This is a genomic window from uncultured Ruegeria sp. (assembly GCF_947489545.1).
Taxonomy (GTDB): Bacteria; Pseudomonadota; Alphaproteobacteria; order Rhodobacterales; family Rhodobacteraceae; genus Ruegeria.
Genome location: NZ_CANLDZ010000022.1, coordinates 14,583 through 30,366, shown reverse-complemented (window position 1 = coordinate 30,366; position 15,784 = coordinate 14,583). Strand labels below are relative to the sequence as shown.

Annotated in this window: 13 protein-coding genes; 1 reads left to right on the top strand and 12 read right to left on the bottom strand. The window is 54.5% G+C overall.

Features of this window, described 5'->3' with window-relative positions; translation table 11 throughout:
• Positions 1 to 45 precede the first annotated feature (45 nt).
• Positions 46 to 1,266, top strand: a complete 1,221-nt coding sequence (locus tag Q1B13_RS22425) for an aminopeptidase P family protein (RefSeq protein ID WP_299084467.1) — start codon at positions 46 to 48, stop codon at positions 1,264 to 1,266.
• 30 nt (positions 1,267 to 1,296) lie between these two features.
• On the opposite strand, the gene speB is transcribed toward Q1B13_RS22425, so the two are convergent.
• The 12 genes from speB to Q1B13_RS22365 form a co-directional block, all read right to left on the bottom strand.
• Positions 1,297 to 2,268: an agmatinase gene (gene speB, locus Q1B13_RS22420; RefSeq protein ID WP_299084469.1), complete on the bottom strand. Its 972-nt coding sequence runs from the start codon at positions 2,266 to 2,268 to the stop codon at positions 1,297 to 1,299.
• 104 nt (positions 2,269 to 2,372) lie between these two features.
• Positions 2,373 to 3,053: a GntR family transcriptional regulator gene (locus Q1B13_RS22415; protein ID WP_299084471.1), complete on the bottom strand. Its 681-nt coding sequence runs from the start codon at positions 3,051 to 3,053 to the stop codon at positions 2,373 to 2,375.
• Positions 3,054 to 3,149: 96 nt separating this feature from the next.
• Complete coding sequence (locus Q1B13_RS22410) at positions 3,150 to 4,175, bottom strand: proline racemase family protein (RefSeq protein ID WP_299084473.1); 1,026 nt, start codon at positions 4,173 to 4,175, stop codon at positions 3,150 to 3,152.
• Between the two features lie 14 nt (positions 4,176 to 4,189).
• Positions 4,190 to 5,440, bottom strand: coding sequence for an FAD-binding oxidoreductase (locus tag Q1B13_RS22405; protein ID WP_299084475.1), 1,251 nt, complete (start codon positions 5,438 to 5,440; stop codon positions 4,190 to 4,192).
• Positions 5,441 to 5,503: 63 nt separating this feature from the next.
• A complete protein-coding gene (locus Q1B13_RS22400) occupies positions 5,504 to 6,436 on the bottom strand; it encodes a proline racemase family protein (protein WP_299084478.1) in 933 nt (310 codons plus the stop codon).
• On the bottom strand, positions 6,427 to 7,386 hold the full coding sequence (locus tag Q1B13_RS22395) for a dihydrodipicolinate synthase family protein (RefSeq protein WP_299084481.1): 960 nt from the start codon (positions 7,384 to 7,386) through the stop codon (positions 6,427 to 6,429). Before Q1B13_RS22395 ends, Q1B13_RS22400 begins: the two co-directional genes overlap by 10 nt.
• Before the next feature lie 217 nt (positions 7,387 to 7,603).
• Positions 7,604 to 9,460: an SLC13 family permease gene (locus Q1B13_RS22390; RefSeq protein WP_298937633.1), complete on the bottom strand. Its 1,857-nt coding sequence runs from the start codon at positions 9,458 to 9,460 to the stop codon at positions 7,604 to 7,606.
• 725 nt (positions 9,461 to 10,185) lie between these two features.
• Positions 10,186 to 10,941, bottom strand: coding sequence for an ABC transporter ATP-binding protein (locus Q1B13_RS22385; RefSeq protein WP_298937626.1), 756 nt, complete (start codon positions 10,939 to 10,941; stop codon positions 10,186 to 10,188).
• 10 nt (positions 10,942 to 10,951) lie between these two features.
• Positions 10,952 to 11,707, bottom strand: a complete 756-nt coding sequence (locus Q1B13_RS22380) for an ABC transporter ATP-binding protein (protein ID WP_298937627.1) — start codon at positions 11,705 to 11,707, stop codon at positions 10,952 to 10,954.
• Between the two features lie 12 nt (positions 11,708 to 11,719).
• Positions 11,720 to 12,925 (bottom strand): branched-chain amino acid ABC transporter permease, encoded by a 1,206-nt coding sequence (locus tag Q1B13_RS22375; RefSeq protein ID WP_298937628.1) that lies wholly within the window; start codon positions 12,923 to 12,925, stop codon positions 11,720 to 11,722.
• 3 nt (positions 12,926 to 12,928) lie between these two features.
• Positions 12,929 to 13,960 carry a branched-chain amino acid ABC transporter permease gene (locus Q1B13_RS22370; RefSeq protein WP_298937629.1) on the bottom strand — a complete coding sequence of 344 codons (1,032 nt, stop codon included), beginning with the start codon at positions 13,958 to 13,960 and terminating at the stop codon, positions 12,929 to 12,931.
• Positions 13,961 to 14,070: 110 nt separating this feature from the next.
• Positions 14,071 to 15,417 (bottom strand): substrate-binding protein, encoded by a 1,347-nt coding sequence (locus Q1B13_RS22365; protein WP_298937630.1) that lies wholly within the window; start codon positions 15,415 to 15,417, stop codon positions 14,071 to 14,073.
• Positions 15,418 to 15,784 lie beyond the last annotated feature (367 nt).

Genomic DNA, 15,784 nt, shown 5'->3' with positions numbered 1-15,784 from the left:
CATGTGGCCGGGTATTGCCGCCCGGCATAGATGAGAGACCAAAAGATGAGTGATACATCAAACCGCCCCGAATTCTTCACCTGTCACAACGGCGAAAAAGCCGCCATGCCGTTCAGCAAAGACGAATACGCACGCCGATTGGCTGCGCTGCGATCGATCATGGCAGCCCGTGATATTCCCGCAGTGCTGCTGACCTCGATGCAGAACATCGCCTATTACTCGGGCTTTCTGTACTGCTCGTTCGGGCGTCCGTATGGCTGCGTGGTCACGCAAGATGCCTGCACGACCGTCTCGGCCAATATCGATGCTGGTCAACCGTGGCGACGTTCGGTCGATGACAACGTCATCTACACCGACTGGAAACGCGATAATTACTGGCGCGCGGTCGCCGACCTGATCGAAGGTGCCAAGCGCATTGGGATTGAAGGCGACCACATGACGCTTGCCGCCCGCGACACCGCGTTGGCAATGCTGGGAGCGCCCGAGCTGGTCGATATCGCGCCGGACACGATGGCGGCGCGCATGATCAAATCAGCCGAAGAGATCGCGTTGATCAAAGGCGGTGCTCATACCGCTGACGTCGGCGGCGCCGCCATCCATGCGGCAATCCGTGAAGGCGCAACCGAGATCGAGATTGCGATGGCAGGCCGCGATGCGATGGAGGCGGAAATCGCCCGTGCCTACCCCGATGCCGAATATCGCGACACCTGGGTGTGGTTCCAATCCGGTCTGAACACCGACGGCGCCCATAACCCGGTGACAAAACGCGCACTGAAAAAGGGCGATATTCTGTCGCTGAACACGTTCCCGATGATCTCGGGCTACTACACCGCGTTGGAACGCACGCTTTTTCTGGGTGAACCGGACGCCGACAGCCTGCGCCTGTGGAAAGCCAACGTGGCAGCGCATGAACTTGGCCTGAGTCTGATCAAGCCCGGTGCCACCTGTTCCGGCATTACTGCTGAAATCAACCGCTTCTTCGCGGATGAAGGCCTGCTGCAATACCGATCCTTCGGGTACGGTCATTCATTCGGCATCCTCAGCCACTATTACGGGCGCGAAGCCGGGCTGGAATTGCGCGAAGACATCGACACCGTGCTTGAGCCGGGCATGGTTGTCTCGATCGAGCCAATGTTGTGGATCCCCGAAGGCCAACCCGGCGCAGGCGGCTACCGCGAACACGATATTCTGGTTGTTGAGGAAGGCGGGGCCGAAAACATCACCGGCTTCCCGTATGGACCGGGCCACAATATCATCGGAGCGTAAGTTTCGGGTGGGGCTGTCTGGCCCCACCAATTACCGCCGGGCGCGTTCGTGGAAGATGAAGCCCAGAAAGTTCAGTAACAGCTGCGCCGCCAGAATCTGCGTGCTTTCCGTCGGATCATAGGACGGAGCGACTTCGACCAGGTCGATGCCAACGACATCCCCGCGTTTGGCAAGCCCCTGTAGAATCTCCAACACGTCGTAATAGAGAAACCCACCATGGCTGGGCGTTCCGGTGCCCGCAGCGATAGACGGGCAAAACGCGTCGATATCGATCGTCACGTAGTACCGCGCACCTGCAGGAATGCGGTTCAGCACCACCTGAGGTCCCAATTTTCGGACCTGACGGACGGAAAGGATATCCGATCCGCGTGCGCGGGCATCCTCGTAGCCTTCTTTTGCCGTTGAAGACACGTTGCGAATGCCCAACTGGGTCATCCCCGAAACATACTCCTTTTCGATGGCCCGCCGCATCGGGTTTCCGTGCCCGTTGGTGACACCATGGCGTTCATCAACAAAATCAAGGTGCGCATCGATTTGCACTACGTGGATGGGACCATGTTTGGCGCAGTCATCCGCAAAGGCCGAAATGCAAGGAATGTTGACGGAATGGTCGCCGCCGATAACCAGCGGCAACGCGCCGGCATTCAATATCTTACGGACGCCAAATTCGATGTTCTGGTGGCTCTCATCCGTTTTGGTGTGGATGATATCCGCATCCCCCAGATCGACCATCCGCACCGAGCCATCAAGGTAGGTCGCATCGTCTTCGTGATCATAAGCCCCAGCATGCCCAAAGCTGAACAGGGTCGAGGCGTCACGGACCGCTCGTGGGCCAAACCGCGCACCCGCGCGCCATTGCGTCCCGAAATCAAAAGGCGCGCCCAGAATGCACACATCGGCGTCAATGCTGTCCCAATCTTCCACGTAGGGAGATTTTCCAAATGTCGCGATCCCCGTGAACGGTAGGTTCAACCTGCCAGACATATATCCATGATTTTGCACTCTCTGTCCCTTCGACGGTTTTCTCAGGCACTCTAGGAGAATTTCGAGGGCCGAGCGCTAAGATTTTGCAAGCGGCGCGCATTTTTGAACAGGCCGGTCGACACCTAGGTCCGATCGGGTGCCCGTCTTGACGCGATCATCTCCAGCAACTGATCTTTCGTGCGCTGGATGTGACGCACCAAAAGCTGGCAAGCCTCATCTGTCTGGCCTGATTTTGCCAGCTCCAAAAGCTCCTGATGCTCTTTCTTGGCCGGGGCACGCTGCTTCATCACGCTCAGGTGCATTCGGACATAGCGGTCCGACTGCAGGCTGATGCGATCCAGCACTTCACAAGTCAGGTACCGACCGGAGGCCGCGTATAGTGCAGAATGATACCGGTGGTTCAGGGCGCCCCATGTTCCAACGTCGTTGCCATCATATGACGTCTCCATCTCGACCAGAACCCGTTCGCAATTCGCGATGTGTTGCGGTGTCATATTCGGAATCGATCGGCGAAACAGATCCTCTTCGATCAGGCATCTCAGATCAAAAATTTCGCCAATTTCTTCCAGAGAATGCTTGGTTACAGATCCGCCCCGGTTGTTGGCCCATTGGACCAACCCTTCAGCGCTAAGACGCTTCAGCGCTTCCCGGATTGGCATGCGCGATACGTTATATTCCTCAGCCAGGGCTTCCTGACGGATGGTTTCCCCTTCTGCAAGCTCGCCGCTCAGAATCCGTTCGCGCAGGTCGTTTGCAATAACGTCCGGAAGGCTTTGCTTGGCAATCACGCGTTTCCCGGACATCTCAGCCTCCTGTCGTGGTGTGGCTTTGCCGACCACAGCAATGCAAGTTGAGTGCAGGGATCGCAGTCATTTCACTGAAATCAAGATTCACCACTGTTACACACCCCAGGTATCTGACAACCGATAGCCGCCGGGCCAGGGGTCTTCCGGATCAAGCATGTGTTGGTGAATTCCAGTGATCCAGCCACGGCCGCTGATCTCGGGAATAACTGCAGGTCGGTCGCCCACTTCCGACGTGTCTATAATTTGTCCCACAAATCGCGAGCCGATAATTGAAACGGCCTCAAAACTCTGCCCCGGTACAATCTCACCTTTGGCATGCATCAGCGCCAGCCGTGCGGATACGGCTGTCCCGGTGGGTGAGCGATCAACCTTCCCCGGCTGGATCGCGACGGCAGATTTACCGGTCAAACCGCTGTCTGTTTGGGTCAGTGGCCCGCAGAAAGCACAGAACGAGATATGATCCCAATCGGGATTTTCGGGATGCGTGAACCCAAGCTGTTCGTTGGCAGCATTGGTAATTGCCACACCCAACCGGGCGATGTCACGTGCTTCGCACTCAACGATTTCAGAGCCAAGGGACTTGGCATCAACGACCACGAAACTGTCGCCGCCATAGGCTGTGTCGACAGTTATGCCTCCCAGACCCGGAACGTCCAAGGACACCGAAATCTTATCGGTAAAGCTGGGTAGGTTTTGCACGAAGATGCGTTCGGCCTTGCCGTTTTTGCACTCCGCCCGTACGCGGACCAGACCACCCGGCGCTTCAAGCACCAGATGGGTTTCCGGTTCCCCCATCGGAATGATCCCACCATCCAGCAACACAGTCGCAACACAAATCGAGTTCGACCCGGACATAGGTGGCGTGTCTTCGGGCTCCATAATGATCCAGGCCGCATCCGCGTCGGGATGTTTGGGCGGCACCAGAAGGTTCACATGGCGGAACACACCACCGCGAGGTTCGTTCAGCACAAAGTTCCTGAGCGTCTCATCCTGCGCGATAAATGTTCTTTGATCCCAAAGCGTATCCCCCGGCGGGGGAGTGACACCGCCGACAATGACGTCGCCAACTTCGCCCTCGGCATGCGCGGAAATGACATGAATGGTCTTACAACTGCGCATGTGAATCCTCCGTATCAGAAGCGGGACGCCGTAAAAGGCGACAGATCAATGGTCGGTGTGGCGTTCGTCACCAAATCTGCCACAAGCTCTGCGGTTCCTGCGGATTGAGTCAGCCCCAAATGGCCGTGTCCAAAGGCGTATAGCACTGCTGGAGTGTTTGCCGATCTGTCGATCACCGGAAGACTGTCCGGCAATGACGGGCGGAACCCCATCCATTGAGTGCCACCGCTAATGTCGAGATCAGGCAGAAACTGTCCCGCTTTTGCCAAAAGCGCGTCGGCGCGTTTGTAGTTCGGCGCCAGTTCAAGGCCGCCCAGCTCGACCGCGCCTCCGACCCGAACACCGTCATTGATCCGTGAAACGACAAACCCGTGCCCGCCAAAAGTCAGATGGGTGCGCAGGTCAAACGCCCCTTGTGGCAGGGTCGTATTGTAACCACGCTCGGTTTCCAGCGGGATGTGGTCGCCAAGATACTTCGCCAACCTATGAGACCAAGCGCCAGCGGCAACGACGACCTGACGTGCCCGGACATCGCCACTTGGTGTACTTAGAACCACACCATCTTCCACCGGCGTCAACGCGGTGATCTGAGTGACATCAATAGGACCCCCACGGGTTTGGAATTGTAACGCGAGATGCTGGGTCCATTTTTGCGGATCAACAGTGTTCAACCAGGTCGGCGTAAAGCCTGCATGGGTGAAGCGGCGATTTAGCCCGGGCTGAATCTCGGCGATTGCGTCCGGGCTGTGCAGAAGGTCAAACGGGATGCCGCGTGTCTTGCGCAAGTCCCAATCCTTTTCACTTGCGCGAAACTCAACCTCTCCTTCGAATAGCTGCAACTGGCCATCGCGCTGTATCAGAGCTTCGCCATCCACATCGGCGATTTGCCGTTCAAGCGCTGCGCGAGAATGATCCATAAGGGCAGATTGCGCATTGATCGAAACCTCATAACGATCACGCCAGCTTGCGCGCCAGAACCTGAGCATCCAGGGGGTTATGTTCAAAGCATAGGCCGGTGGAACGGACAGGGGGCCCAGCGGATCCAGCAGCCATTTCGGCGCCTTGCGCATGATGCCGGGTTTGGCCAATGGTTCGATTTCAGCAAAGGCAAAGGCTCCGGCATTGCCACGCGACGCGCCAGCGGCAATTCCTTCGCGGTCCAGCACGAGTACATTGCGACCCCGTTTTTGTAGCTCGAGCGCTGTGCTGATGCCGATACTACCGGCACCGATCACCACAATATCGTTCTCTGTTTCAGGTCGCATAATGTTGTTCCGCCGAAGAGGTGGGATCGCAGGAGCCGCTGACAAATCGGCACCCGGCGGGCGTCAGCGGTAGATACCTGCCCGAAACGGATCGTCGTCGTCAAAGATCAGTTTACCTTCGGCCATCACATAGGCCTGCCCGGTCAGCGAGGGGGTCACACCACCGTTCGGCCCAGGTTGGTAAGACAGTCTATAAGGGCTGCCGATCACGCTTTCCTGCAGGATTTCGTCCCCCGGTGCCAAGCGGCCCGCGGCAGCGAGACACGCCAACCGCGCAGAGCTGCCTGTGCCGCAAGGCGATCGGTCGTACTGATCATCCGGACACAGCACGAAATTGCGACTGTGAACACCTGCATTCGGAGAGGTACCCTGAAAGATGACGTGATCGACAGGCTCGTGGTTCTCGCCACCAACTCCCTGCGCCACGCAGGCTTCGCGGATTTCGATTGCCATATCTGTCATTTGACGGATGTTACCCGGCACCACACGTATTGGGCTTGGCTCGACTATAAAGAACCAGTTGCCACCATAGGCGACATCGCCGGTTACCGCGCCGTAGTTTTTTGTTTCGACCGTGACAGCCGTCTGCACGAGGCGGCTTTCGACATTGGTGACTCGCACGGTATTCGGATCCAGCAGGTCTATCGTTACCACGCCAGCCGGGGTTTCGATCTTATGAGACCCCGTCCCAATCCGACCAAGATGTGCAAGCGTCACGCCTAAACCAATAGTACCATGTCCACACATCCCCAGCACCGCGTCGGCGTCAAAGAAGATCACTCCGGTCTCGCAGCTGGGATCCACCGGGTCGACGAGCAGCGCTGCAACCATGCCGGGCTGCCCGCGTGGCTCCAGCAGAACGGATTTGTAGAACGCTTCATGCTCGGTAGCCAGTCTCTGGGCGCGGAGTTCCTGCGGCCCGGACCCCAAATCCGGACCGCCCTCCAGAATTACCCGCGTGGGCATTCCACCTGTATGGCTGTCGATTACATGCATTCAGTGATAATCCCGCCCTGACGGGACCAGTCGGCAAACCAGGCGCGGAACAGAGCATATTGCTGTTCGCAATAATTGCGCTGCGCATCCGTCAATTCATCGGTTTCGTTAAAGTGGAGGCGATATTCCTCCTCACCATTCAGCACCAACAAGTGTTTATAATAGAGAACTAGGTCTGTGCCCTCATCAAAACTCGCGAGAACGCCAAAGGCCTCCTCCAGTTCAAGCGCACGTTTCCGGGCTTCGGCATGGCCTGCGGCGGCTTTCTGAGAGAGCGCCGCCAAAAGCAGCGCCTCTTTCGGAAGGGCTGTTCCGATCCCGGTAATCGATCCGGTGGCCCCGCAATTCACAAACCCATGGTAGACCTCGGTATCTACACCCACCATCAGGGTGACTTCGTCATCTTTGGATGTGATATGCTCTGCCGCATAGCGCAGGTCGTCCTTGCCACCGAATTCCTTGAACCCAACAAGGTTTGGATGTGCGGATCGCAACGCGAAGAACAGGTCTGCCTTGGTGGCAAAACCATAGACCGGGCTGTTGTAAATGATCGCTGGCACATCAGGTGCCGCCGTCAGAATTGCTTTGAAATGATGTTCCTGCGCCGCCATGGATGACCCACGCGACAAAACCCGCGGGATCACCATCAAGCCGACGGCGCCCACCTTCTGGGCATGAGCCGCATGCGCCACCGCTGATTTCGAGTTGATCGCGCCGGTTCCAACTACAACCGGAAGACCCGCAGCCGCCAGGCGTTCGACCCCCTCCATCCGTTCAGCGTCGGTCAAAAGGGGCCAGTCCCCCATCGAGCCACAATAGACCACTGCAGACATCCCGGCCTGGATCATCTCTTTGCCCTTTTTGACAAGGGCATCATAATCCGGCGTCCGATCAGCTTTGCAGGGTGTCATCAAGGCCGGCATGGTGCCAGAGAAGATCGTCTTGGGCATTTCGCGTCTACTTTCCTGAACGTTTCAAAAGCTGCCAGAGCAACGACTTGCCGGACCAGTTCACACTGAAAGGCCTGCCAAAGACGTCTTATGGGATATTGGATACAAAATCCACAGATAATTTCATCTGAGGCCATAACCCGTTCGCCAAAATATCTGGCACTTCCAGGTGACCTATTTCCCGACCAAAGAAACAGAACGCCGCTAAGCACCCTGCTCAGTAGATTAAGTTCAACATCAAGAGAGAGACCACCAAGAATAGAACTGTCATGACCCCACCGGAGCGCACAAAATCCATAACTTTATAGCCCGCAGGGCCCATGATCAGAGCGTTCACCTGATGCGTCGGAATGATAAAGCTGTTGGAGGTCGAAATAGCCACTGTCAGCGCAAAGACGGCAGGGTTGCCGCCGGCCGCGACCGCAATCGATACGGCGAGTGGAACAAGTAAAACTGTGGCTCCGACATTTGACATCACCAGCGAAAAGGCCGTGGCCAATATCGCAACGCCGGCCTGAAGTGCCCAAATCGGCCAGCCGTTGAGAATGATCATGATCTGCTGCGCAATCCACGCGGCAGTTCCGGTATTCTGCACGGCTTGCCCCAGCGGTATGAGGCAGGCGAGCAGGAATACAGTGTTCCATCCGACGGCGCGATAGGCCTCGTCGACGCTAAGCACTCGGGTGAGCATCATTCCGGCCGCTCCGGTCAGCAAGCAAAGAGACAATCGAACGTCAGTGAACAAAATCAGTGACAGTGAAATTGCGAAAAACGCCAAGGCCCACCCGACCTTTTGTGGACGCAGTTCATCTTGCGGAAAGTCCGTTGTAACGACAACAAAGTCCGGATCCCGCTTGATCCGCATCAGGTTGTCCCACCTAGTGTGGGCAACCAGCATGTCCCCAGCATGAAAGTTTTCAAGCCCGATCTGGGTAGAGTCATGTGTTTCTGACTCGACGTGGCTGAGGGTTTCCTCGCCTCGGTGGATGGCAAGCAAGGACATGCCATAGGTCTTGCGAAACAAAAGCTCACGAGGGCATTTTCCGATCAGCTTGCTGTCGGGTGTCACAACCACTTCGGCAATTCCGGCATTGGTAGGCGCAAACTCTTCGACAAAGATATCCAGTTCCGGAAGAACGGTCAGCCCAAATTTCTGCGCGAATTCCTCCACGACCCAGCGTCGTCCAATGATGGCAAGCCGACAAGGCGCGGCAATCTCGGCCGTTAAAACCTGCACCATTGAGGTCTTACCACGGTAGAATGTCGAGATAATGTACAGGTGGTTTTCATGGTTGATATCAGCCAGAACCTGCCCCACCAAAGGGCTTTCGGCTGGCACAATTACCTCAAAAACATCCGCTTTGAGCCCGTAGACACGTTGCAGATACTCCTGCGTACCCTGCCCCGTCCCGGTGTTTTCAGACCCGGTGCCACCTGGCAGCACCCACCGCCCCAGCAGTAGGAAATACGCGATCCCAGTCAGAATTAGGGCCGCCCCTATAGGCGTTACCGAGAAAAGGCCAAACGGCGCTATTTTTTGACCGTCCGGCAGGCCTTCGTTTGCCGTCAGGATTAGATCGTTCAGCAATATCAGTGGCGACGAACCAACCATCGTCATTGTGCCACCCAAGATGGCGCAAAATCCCATGGGCATCAGCAGCCGCGACAGGGGAATCCCGGACCTTGACGATATTCGGCTGACGACCGGCAGAAACAATGCTGCCGCCCCGACATTCTGCATGAAGGACGAAATAACACCGACAGTACCCGATATGATCGGCAAAACCCGACCCTCGGATGTGCCGCCGTATTTCAGAATAACCGCCGCGACCTTGTTCATGATGCCCGTTTTGTCCAAACCCGCGCCGACGATCATGACCGCGATGATGGAAATCACGGCGTTTGAGGCAAACCCATCAAAAAGATGCGTAACATCTGCGAGGTTCTGAAGCCCTGGCGCGTAGCTCAGCAGACCAACAATCACGAGGACCAATATGGCGGAAAGATCAATTCTGACAATTTCGGATACAAATAGAAAGACGGTAAAGGCCAACAGAGCGCAAACCACTCCCATTTCAAACGTAAAGGCCACTTGTTCCACAGAATTCACCGAGACGCTGTCTTCTTTTGTCTAAAGAGAACAGTTAAACCATCACGCCCACGCTGTCATGAAATTTCGGTTTTCGCGACACAAACGAAATAAAATTTCAAACCTCGCCGATAGCTGCGTGCCCTTCACCTGTTCACACAAGAGAATGAAACTGCTCCTCTAGTAAATCGCAGCGTACTTTCCGACACTGGTTTGATTACGGAAGAATAGGGCTTCGCAGTGTGGGGCCTGCTTGCGTTGTGAGCTACTCAGAACGCACAAATCCGCCTTTCGGAGCCTTGTTTGTTTTAGTGGTTGCGGGAGGGCACAACCCCCTTTGTCGAACGCTGCTAGGGTGTCTGGTTTGAAGTTCAGGAAGCCGACACCAGCAAACCTCTGTCGACGCTACTGCCACGCGCTACTTACTTGTCGTTCACTGAAGCAGGGATAGGGTAGCGATCTGGATAAGGTCAAGCTTGCGAGTCTCTATAGTTTTGCAGGTTGGAGAGTTTCGGAACACTGGCGGTTTTTACCATCAAGTAAGTTTGCCAAAAACCTTAGAAAATAGTGTTGACCACCATCCAGCTACTCTTCGTCAAGCAAGTTGGGATCACTCGAAGCCTTATTCGGCGAAATTGACGTATTTGGCATTTTGATACCAGTTGGAGATCTCCATTCGTAGGGACAAAAGCACAAGACCCTATCAAAGGTTAGATCGCCAAATACTCTTCCCTAAGCTGGCTATTCTCCAATACATCGTTTGCTGTACCGTCAAAAACGATGCTTCCAGTATCCAAAATGATCGCTCGATCAGCCAGTTCAAGGGCGCGGACCGCGTTTTGCTCGACGATTATTGTGGTCATACCTTGTTGCTTAACGTGGACAAGTGTCTTCTCGATCTCGTCGACAATTACCGGGGCCAAACCTTCATAAGGTTCATCCAACAACAGAACTTTGATGTCTCTGGCCAGCGCTCTCGCAATCGAAAGCATTTGCTGTTCGCCGCCGGACAAGGTGATCCCTTCTTGTTTGCGACGTTCGCCAAGTCTCGGAAACAATTCGTAGAGCCGTTCCAACGACCAGCCAACCGGAGGTGCGATCTGGGCCAGCTGCAAGTTTTCTTCCACGGTCAGCCCTGGAATGATCCGCCTGTCTTCGGGCACAAGTCCGAGACCTTCTGTTGCGGCCTCATAGCTGGCCATCTTGTGAAGAGGTTGATGATCGAGCCAAATTTCCCCGCGCCTGACTTCTGGATCCCCTAAACGAGCTATCGAGCGCAACGTCGAAGTCTTTCCAGCACCGTTTCGGCCCAATAAGGCCAAAATTTCACCTTCGTGCACGTTAAAGCTAACACCCTGAACGATGTAGCTTTCGCCATAGTATGAATGCATATCCCACACGGACAGAAACGCCGGGGCCGTGCTGGCTATGTTTGCGTTCTTCGAAAAGTCAGGTTTCTCGTTCATAGCATTGACCTCACGCTGCTTCGCCTAGGTAGGCTTCTCGAACCTTAGGGTGGCCGCGGATTTTTTCCGGGACATCTTCCACCAACGGGGTACCTTGCGCCAGGACAGTAATCCTTTCGGCAAGGCTGAACACCACATGCATGTCGTGTTCGATGATCGCGATGGTAATGTCCCGTTCATCTTTGATCTGCTTCAGCAAATCGATTGTGTTATTGGTGTCCGCTCGCGCCATACCGGCGGTGGGTTCATCAAGCAGCAAAAGTCGAGGGTTTTGGCTGAGGCACATGCCAATTTCCAGCCGCCTCTTGTCGCCACGCGAAAGCGACGCTGAGTGCATATGACGTTTATCCGCCATATTCATTTCCTCAAGCATCGCTTCGGCCTGCTCAACAATCGCTGTTTCGTTGGCAATCGTCTCATAGGCGTGCATTCGGAAGGCACCATCCCGCATCGCGAAAATTGGGATCAGCATGTTTTCCATAACCGTCAACTCACCGAAAATCTCCGGAGTTTGGAATACTCGGCTTATACCCATCTGGTTGATCTGATAGGGCTCAAGACCAAGAACCGAAGCATTGTCAAACAACACGGCACCGGTATCAGGCATCAACTTACCCACAAGGCAATTGAGCAAAGTTGACTTTCCTGCACCGTTTGGGCCGATAATGGCGTGAACCGAGTTTTCTTCGACACTCAGGTTTACATCGGTAAGGGCCTTGAGGCCACCAAACCTCTTGCTTACGTCTTTGACTTTCAGGATTGCCATCGTCGCTTACCCCTATTCTGCCGGCTCGGATTCGCCCGACTTGGTTTCATCGGTTTGTGGCTTCTTTCGTTTTAAGCGGTTCAAGATGCGCTGACCTCCTTCAACAAGACCGCCTGGAAGGTAAATCACGACAAGCATGAACAAGATGCCAAGTGTCAGATGCCATCCTTTGCCGATGAACGGGTGTATGACGAATACAACTGCGTCCTCGAGCCCGTCTGGTAGGAATGCAAACCAACTGTGAAGCACGTTGTCGTTGATCTTTGAGAAGATGTTCTCAAAGTACTTGATGAAACCTGCTCCCAGGACCGGTCCAATCAGAGTGCCAGACCCACCGAGAATGGTCATTAGAACAACCTCACCCGAAGCGGTCCACTGCATACGTTCTGCGCCTGCCAACGGGTCCATGGCCGCCATCAGCCCACCAGCCAGACCAGCATACATGCCCGAAATGACAAACGCCGCCAATGTATAGGGCTTGGAATTCAGGCCAGTGTAGTTCATCCGTTGCTGGTTTGATTTTACAGCGCGAAGCATCATACCGAATGGCGAACGGAAAATGCGGATCGCCAGATAAAACACCACCATCATGATCACGGCGCACATATAGTATCCGGCGTTGAAGTCGAAACTCCAGGCCCCGGCGTCCAGAGTATAGGTCGCACGCATCGGGACACCGAACAGATGTGGCAAGTCCGGAGCGTTCGCACTCTGCAAAATCTGCGGGTCGTCTGAGTAAACCTGCAGCCCTGTTTCGCCGTTAGTGAGGTTAAACTTTGGGTTGGACAAAACCGAATAGGCTAAGGCAAAACTCATCTGTGCAAAGGCCAGAGTCAGGATTGAAAAGTAGATTCCCGAACGACGCAGACTGACAAAGCCGATGAGTAGTGAAAACAAACCTGCCACGACAACACTCAGCGCGATAGCGGGGATAACGCTGTAACTGAGCAGTTTGAACATCCAGACGGCAGAGTAAGAACCTACCCCAAGAAACGCCGCATGGCCAAAGGACAGATAACCCGTCAGGCCGAACAGAATGTTAAATCCGATCGCGAATATCCCGAAAATCACGAAGCGCTGCATCAGGTCCGGGTATCCCGCGTTGAACTGCGCCATTGCACTGTCGGTTGGGAACGGGTTCAGAATGAACGGTGCCAATAACGTGAGGATGGCAACAACGATGAGTAAGCTGGTGTCTTTTTTATTCAGTCCCAACATTGTTTATTCCTCCATCACGCCTTTGCGGCCCATCAACCCTCGCGGGCGCGTCAGCAGCACGACGATGGCAACAAGGTATATGATGATCTGGTTGATGCCGGGTATCGTAGTGGTGGCCCAGGTCGTTGAGGCAAAGCTTTCCAAGATACCCAAAAGGAACCCTGCCAATACTGCCCCAGGCAATGAACCCATGCCGCCGACAACAACCACGACGAAGCTGAGAACCAGAAAGTCCATGCCCATGTGATAATTTGGAGGGTTCAGCGGCCCGTACATCACTCCGGCAAGCCCGGCTACAGCAGCGGCGATGCCGAACATGATAGTGAATCTTCGGTCAATGTTGATACCCAAAAGCCCAACGGTTTCGCGATCCGCCATCCCGGCCCTGACAACCATCCCAAAGGTTGTGAATTGCAGGAATGAGAAGACCGCACCGATGATTGCGACAGCAAAGCCAAAGTAAACCAACCGCCAGATTGGATAGATTATTGCGTTCGTATCAAAGCCGACCATGATGCCTAAATCAATCGAGCCGCTTAGCGCATCTGGCGCAGGTGTCTGGATAGGGTTCGCACCAAAGAAATACTTGACGATTTCCTGCAGAACGATTGCCAAGCCGAAGGTCACAAGAATCTGGTCTGCGTGCGGGCGCTTGTAGAAATGCTTGATTAAACCTCGTTCCATCACATACCCGACCAGCAACATGATCGGGATCGCAAAAAGAATGGCCAGCGGGACGGACCAGTCAATGATTGTGGCGCCAACCTCCGGACCGAACCACGCTTCTACGTAAGGGGTTTCAACCTTTAACGGGTTTCCCAGAAAATCCTTCTGGGTTTCGTCAAGAGTTTCGAAACTCAGGCCCATGAGCTTTTGCACGGTCACGGCACAGAACGCACCGATCATGAACAGGGCCCCGTGGGCAAAATTCACGACACCGAGCGTGCCGAAGATCAAAGTCAGGCCCAACGCAATGAGCGCATAAGCCGAACCTTTGTCCAGCCCGTTGAGTATCTGCAATAGGATGGCGTCCATCGGCCCACCTCAAGGTTGGTCAGAGTGTGTTGAGCGGTATGGGCCGGGCTGATTTACCCGGCCACGAGTGTCTGGCCACCGAGTGGCAGCCAGATCTCAGCCAGAATATTTTAAGCGCCGGGATTACACTTGCCGAGTTCGCCGCCAGCAAACATCGGATGCTCAGGATCGTACTCGACCTGCGCACGCGGCGTGATCTCCACGATTTCCAGCGTGTCATACTCGTTGGTCGGGTTTTCCTTGCCCCGCACAACCAGTACGTCCTTGAAGCACTGGTGATCCGCTCCGCGATACCAGGTCGGGCCGTTGCCCAGTCCGTCAAACTCAAAGTCCTCCAGCGCCTCTGCAACACCACATGGGTTGAAGGTGCCTGCGCGCTCGCACGCGTCCGCATACAGCAACGTCTGTGCATAGCAGGTTTGGGCGGAATTTGACGGTGGCTTGCCATACTTTTCACCGAAGGATTTTACGAAGGCTTTGGTGCCCTCATCCTGCAGCTGCCAGTTCCAGTTCATCGAACCCAGCACGCCTTTGATGTTCTCGCCCGCGCCAGCGGCCATCAACTCCGAGTACAATGGCACAACGATCTTGAAGTCCTTGCCATTCGCGACTTTGTCGAGCAGCCCGAACTGAATGGCGTTGGTCAGTGAGTTCACCATGTTCCCGCCGTAATGGTTCAGAACCAGAACATCAGCACCTGAGTTCAAAACCGGCGTGATGTAGGACGAGAAGTCCGTCGATGCGAGCGGTGTTTTGACCGTGTTAACCGTTTCCCATCCCATGGCTTCCGTAGATGCAACAATCGACTCTTCCTGGGTCCAGCCCCAATTGTAGTCGGCCGTCAGATGATACGCACGACGTTCTTTACCCATCTCAGCTGCAAGTACTGGCGCCAGCGCGGCGCCCGACATGTAGGCGTTGAAGAAATGGCGGAAACCATTGGCTTTCTTGTCTTTGCCCGTGGTGTCATTCGCGTGGGTCAGACCAGCCATGAAGATTACGCCAGCTTCTTGGCAAAGGCCTTGAACAGCAACAGCCACACCCGAGGACGATCCTCCGTTGATCATGATCGCCCCGTCTTTTTCGATCATGGATTTGGCCGACGCACGAGCAGCGTCCGACTTGGTCTGGGTATCGCCAGTAACGAATTCGACTTTCTTGCCAAGGATACCATTGCCCTTGAGAACCTTCGAAGAGAAGGTATTCATGCAACCGCCATCGCCTTCACCGTTCAGGTGTTCGACGGCTAATTGCTGAGCGAGCAACTCATCATTGCCTTCTTCAGCGTAAGGTCCGGTTTGAGGTACGTTAAAACCCAAAACAACCGAAGAGCCTGTCGGCTCATTCGTGTAAGCTGCGGCAGATGAAGCTGTAAAGATAGTAGGTAGGGCTAATCCGGTACTTGCGACGGCACCAGACTTCAACACGCCGCGGCGTGTGACGTTTTTGTTAGTCATAGATTCCTCCCATTTTCACTTTCCACCGCCTGGCTCCTCTTCCAGATGATGGAAAAGCACATTCGTGCAAATTGAGTATGGAGACACCCAGAAAAATTCCACAATAACTATCTAATTTTAAAATATAATTTTGTAAACTTCTCAACAGATTATTGGAATTTCAGTCTAAAAAACTACCATTTCTATATTTACTTATTATATTTACACGATAATTTTGTAAAGTTCTCGACATAACCCGCCGGAGTTGGCTCGATATTCGATAAGGAACATTTTAGAAATGTGCCGGGCAGAAAACTGAGTTCCCCATACAGTTGAATACTCGTGAAAGCATGCAAACTTGAAGGTATCTGTTGGCAAGGTGCCAAGG

Coding starts and splice junctions, on each gene's coding strand:
- Q1B13_RS22370 (WP_298937629.1), bottom strand. CDS start 13,960: ATGGACGCCATCCTATTGCAGATACTCAACGGGCTGGACAAAGGTTCG.
- Q1B13_RS22415 (WP_299084471.1), bottom strand. CDS start 3,053: ATGTCCGGGAAACGCGTGATTGCCAAGCAAAGCCTTCCGGACGTTATT.
- Q1B13_RS22425 (WP_299084467.1), top strand. CDS start 46: ATGAGTGATACATCAAACCGCCCCGAATTCTTCACCTGTCACAACGGC.
- Q1B13_RS22405 (WP_299084475.1), bottom strand. CDS start 5,440: ATGCGACCTGAAACAGAGAACGATATTGTGGTGATCGGTGCCGGTAGT.
- Q1B13_RS22385 (WP_298937626.1), bottom strand. CDS start 10,941: ATGAACGAGAAACCTGACTTTTCGAAGAACGCAAACATAGCCAGCACG.
- Q1B13_RS22390 (WP_298937633.1), bottom strand. CDS start 9,460: ATGGGAGTGGTTTGCGCTCTGTTGGCCTTTACCGTCTTTCTATTTGTA.
- Q1B13_RS22400 (WP_299084478.1), bottom strand. CDS start 6,436: ATGCATGTAATCGACAGCCATACAGGTGGAATGCCCACGCGGGTAATT.
- Q1B13_RS22395 (WP_299084481.1), bottom strand. CDS start 7,386: ATGCCCAAGACGATCTTCTCTGGCACCATGCCGGCCTTGATGACACCC.
- Q1B13_RS22365 (WP_298937630.1), bottom strand. CDS start 15,417: ATGACTAACAAAAACGTCACACGCCGCGGCGTGTTGAAGTCTGGTGCC.
- Q1B13_RS22410 (WP_299084473.1), bottom strand. CDS start 4,175: ATGCGCAGTTGTAAGACCATTCATGTCATTTCCGCGCATGCCGAGGGC.
- Q1B13_RS22375 (WP_298937628.1), bottom strand. CDS start 12,925: ATGTTGGGACTGAATAAAAAAGACACCAGCTTACTCATCGTTGTTGCC.
- Q1B13_RS22380 (WP_298937627.1), bottom strand. CDS start 11,707: ATGGCAATCCTGAAAGTCAAAGACGTAAGCAAGAGGTTTGGTGGCCTC.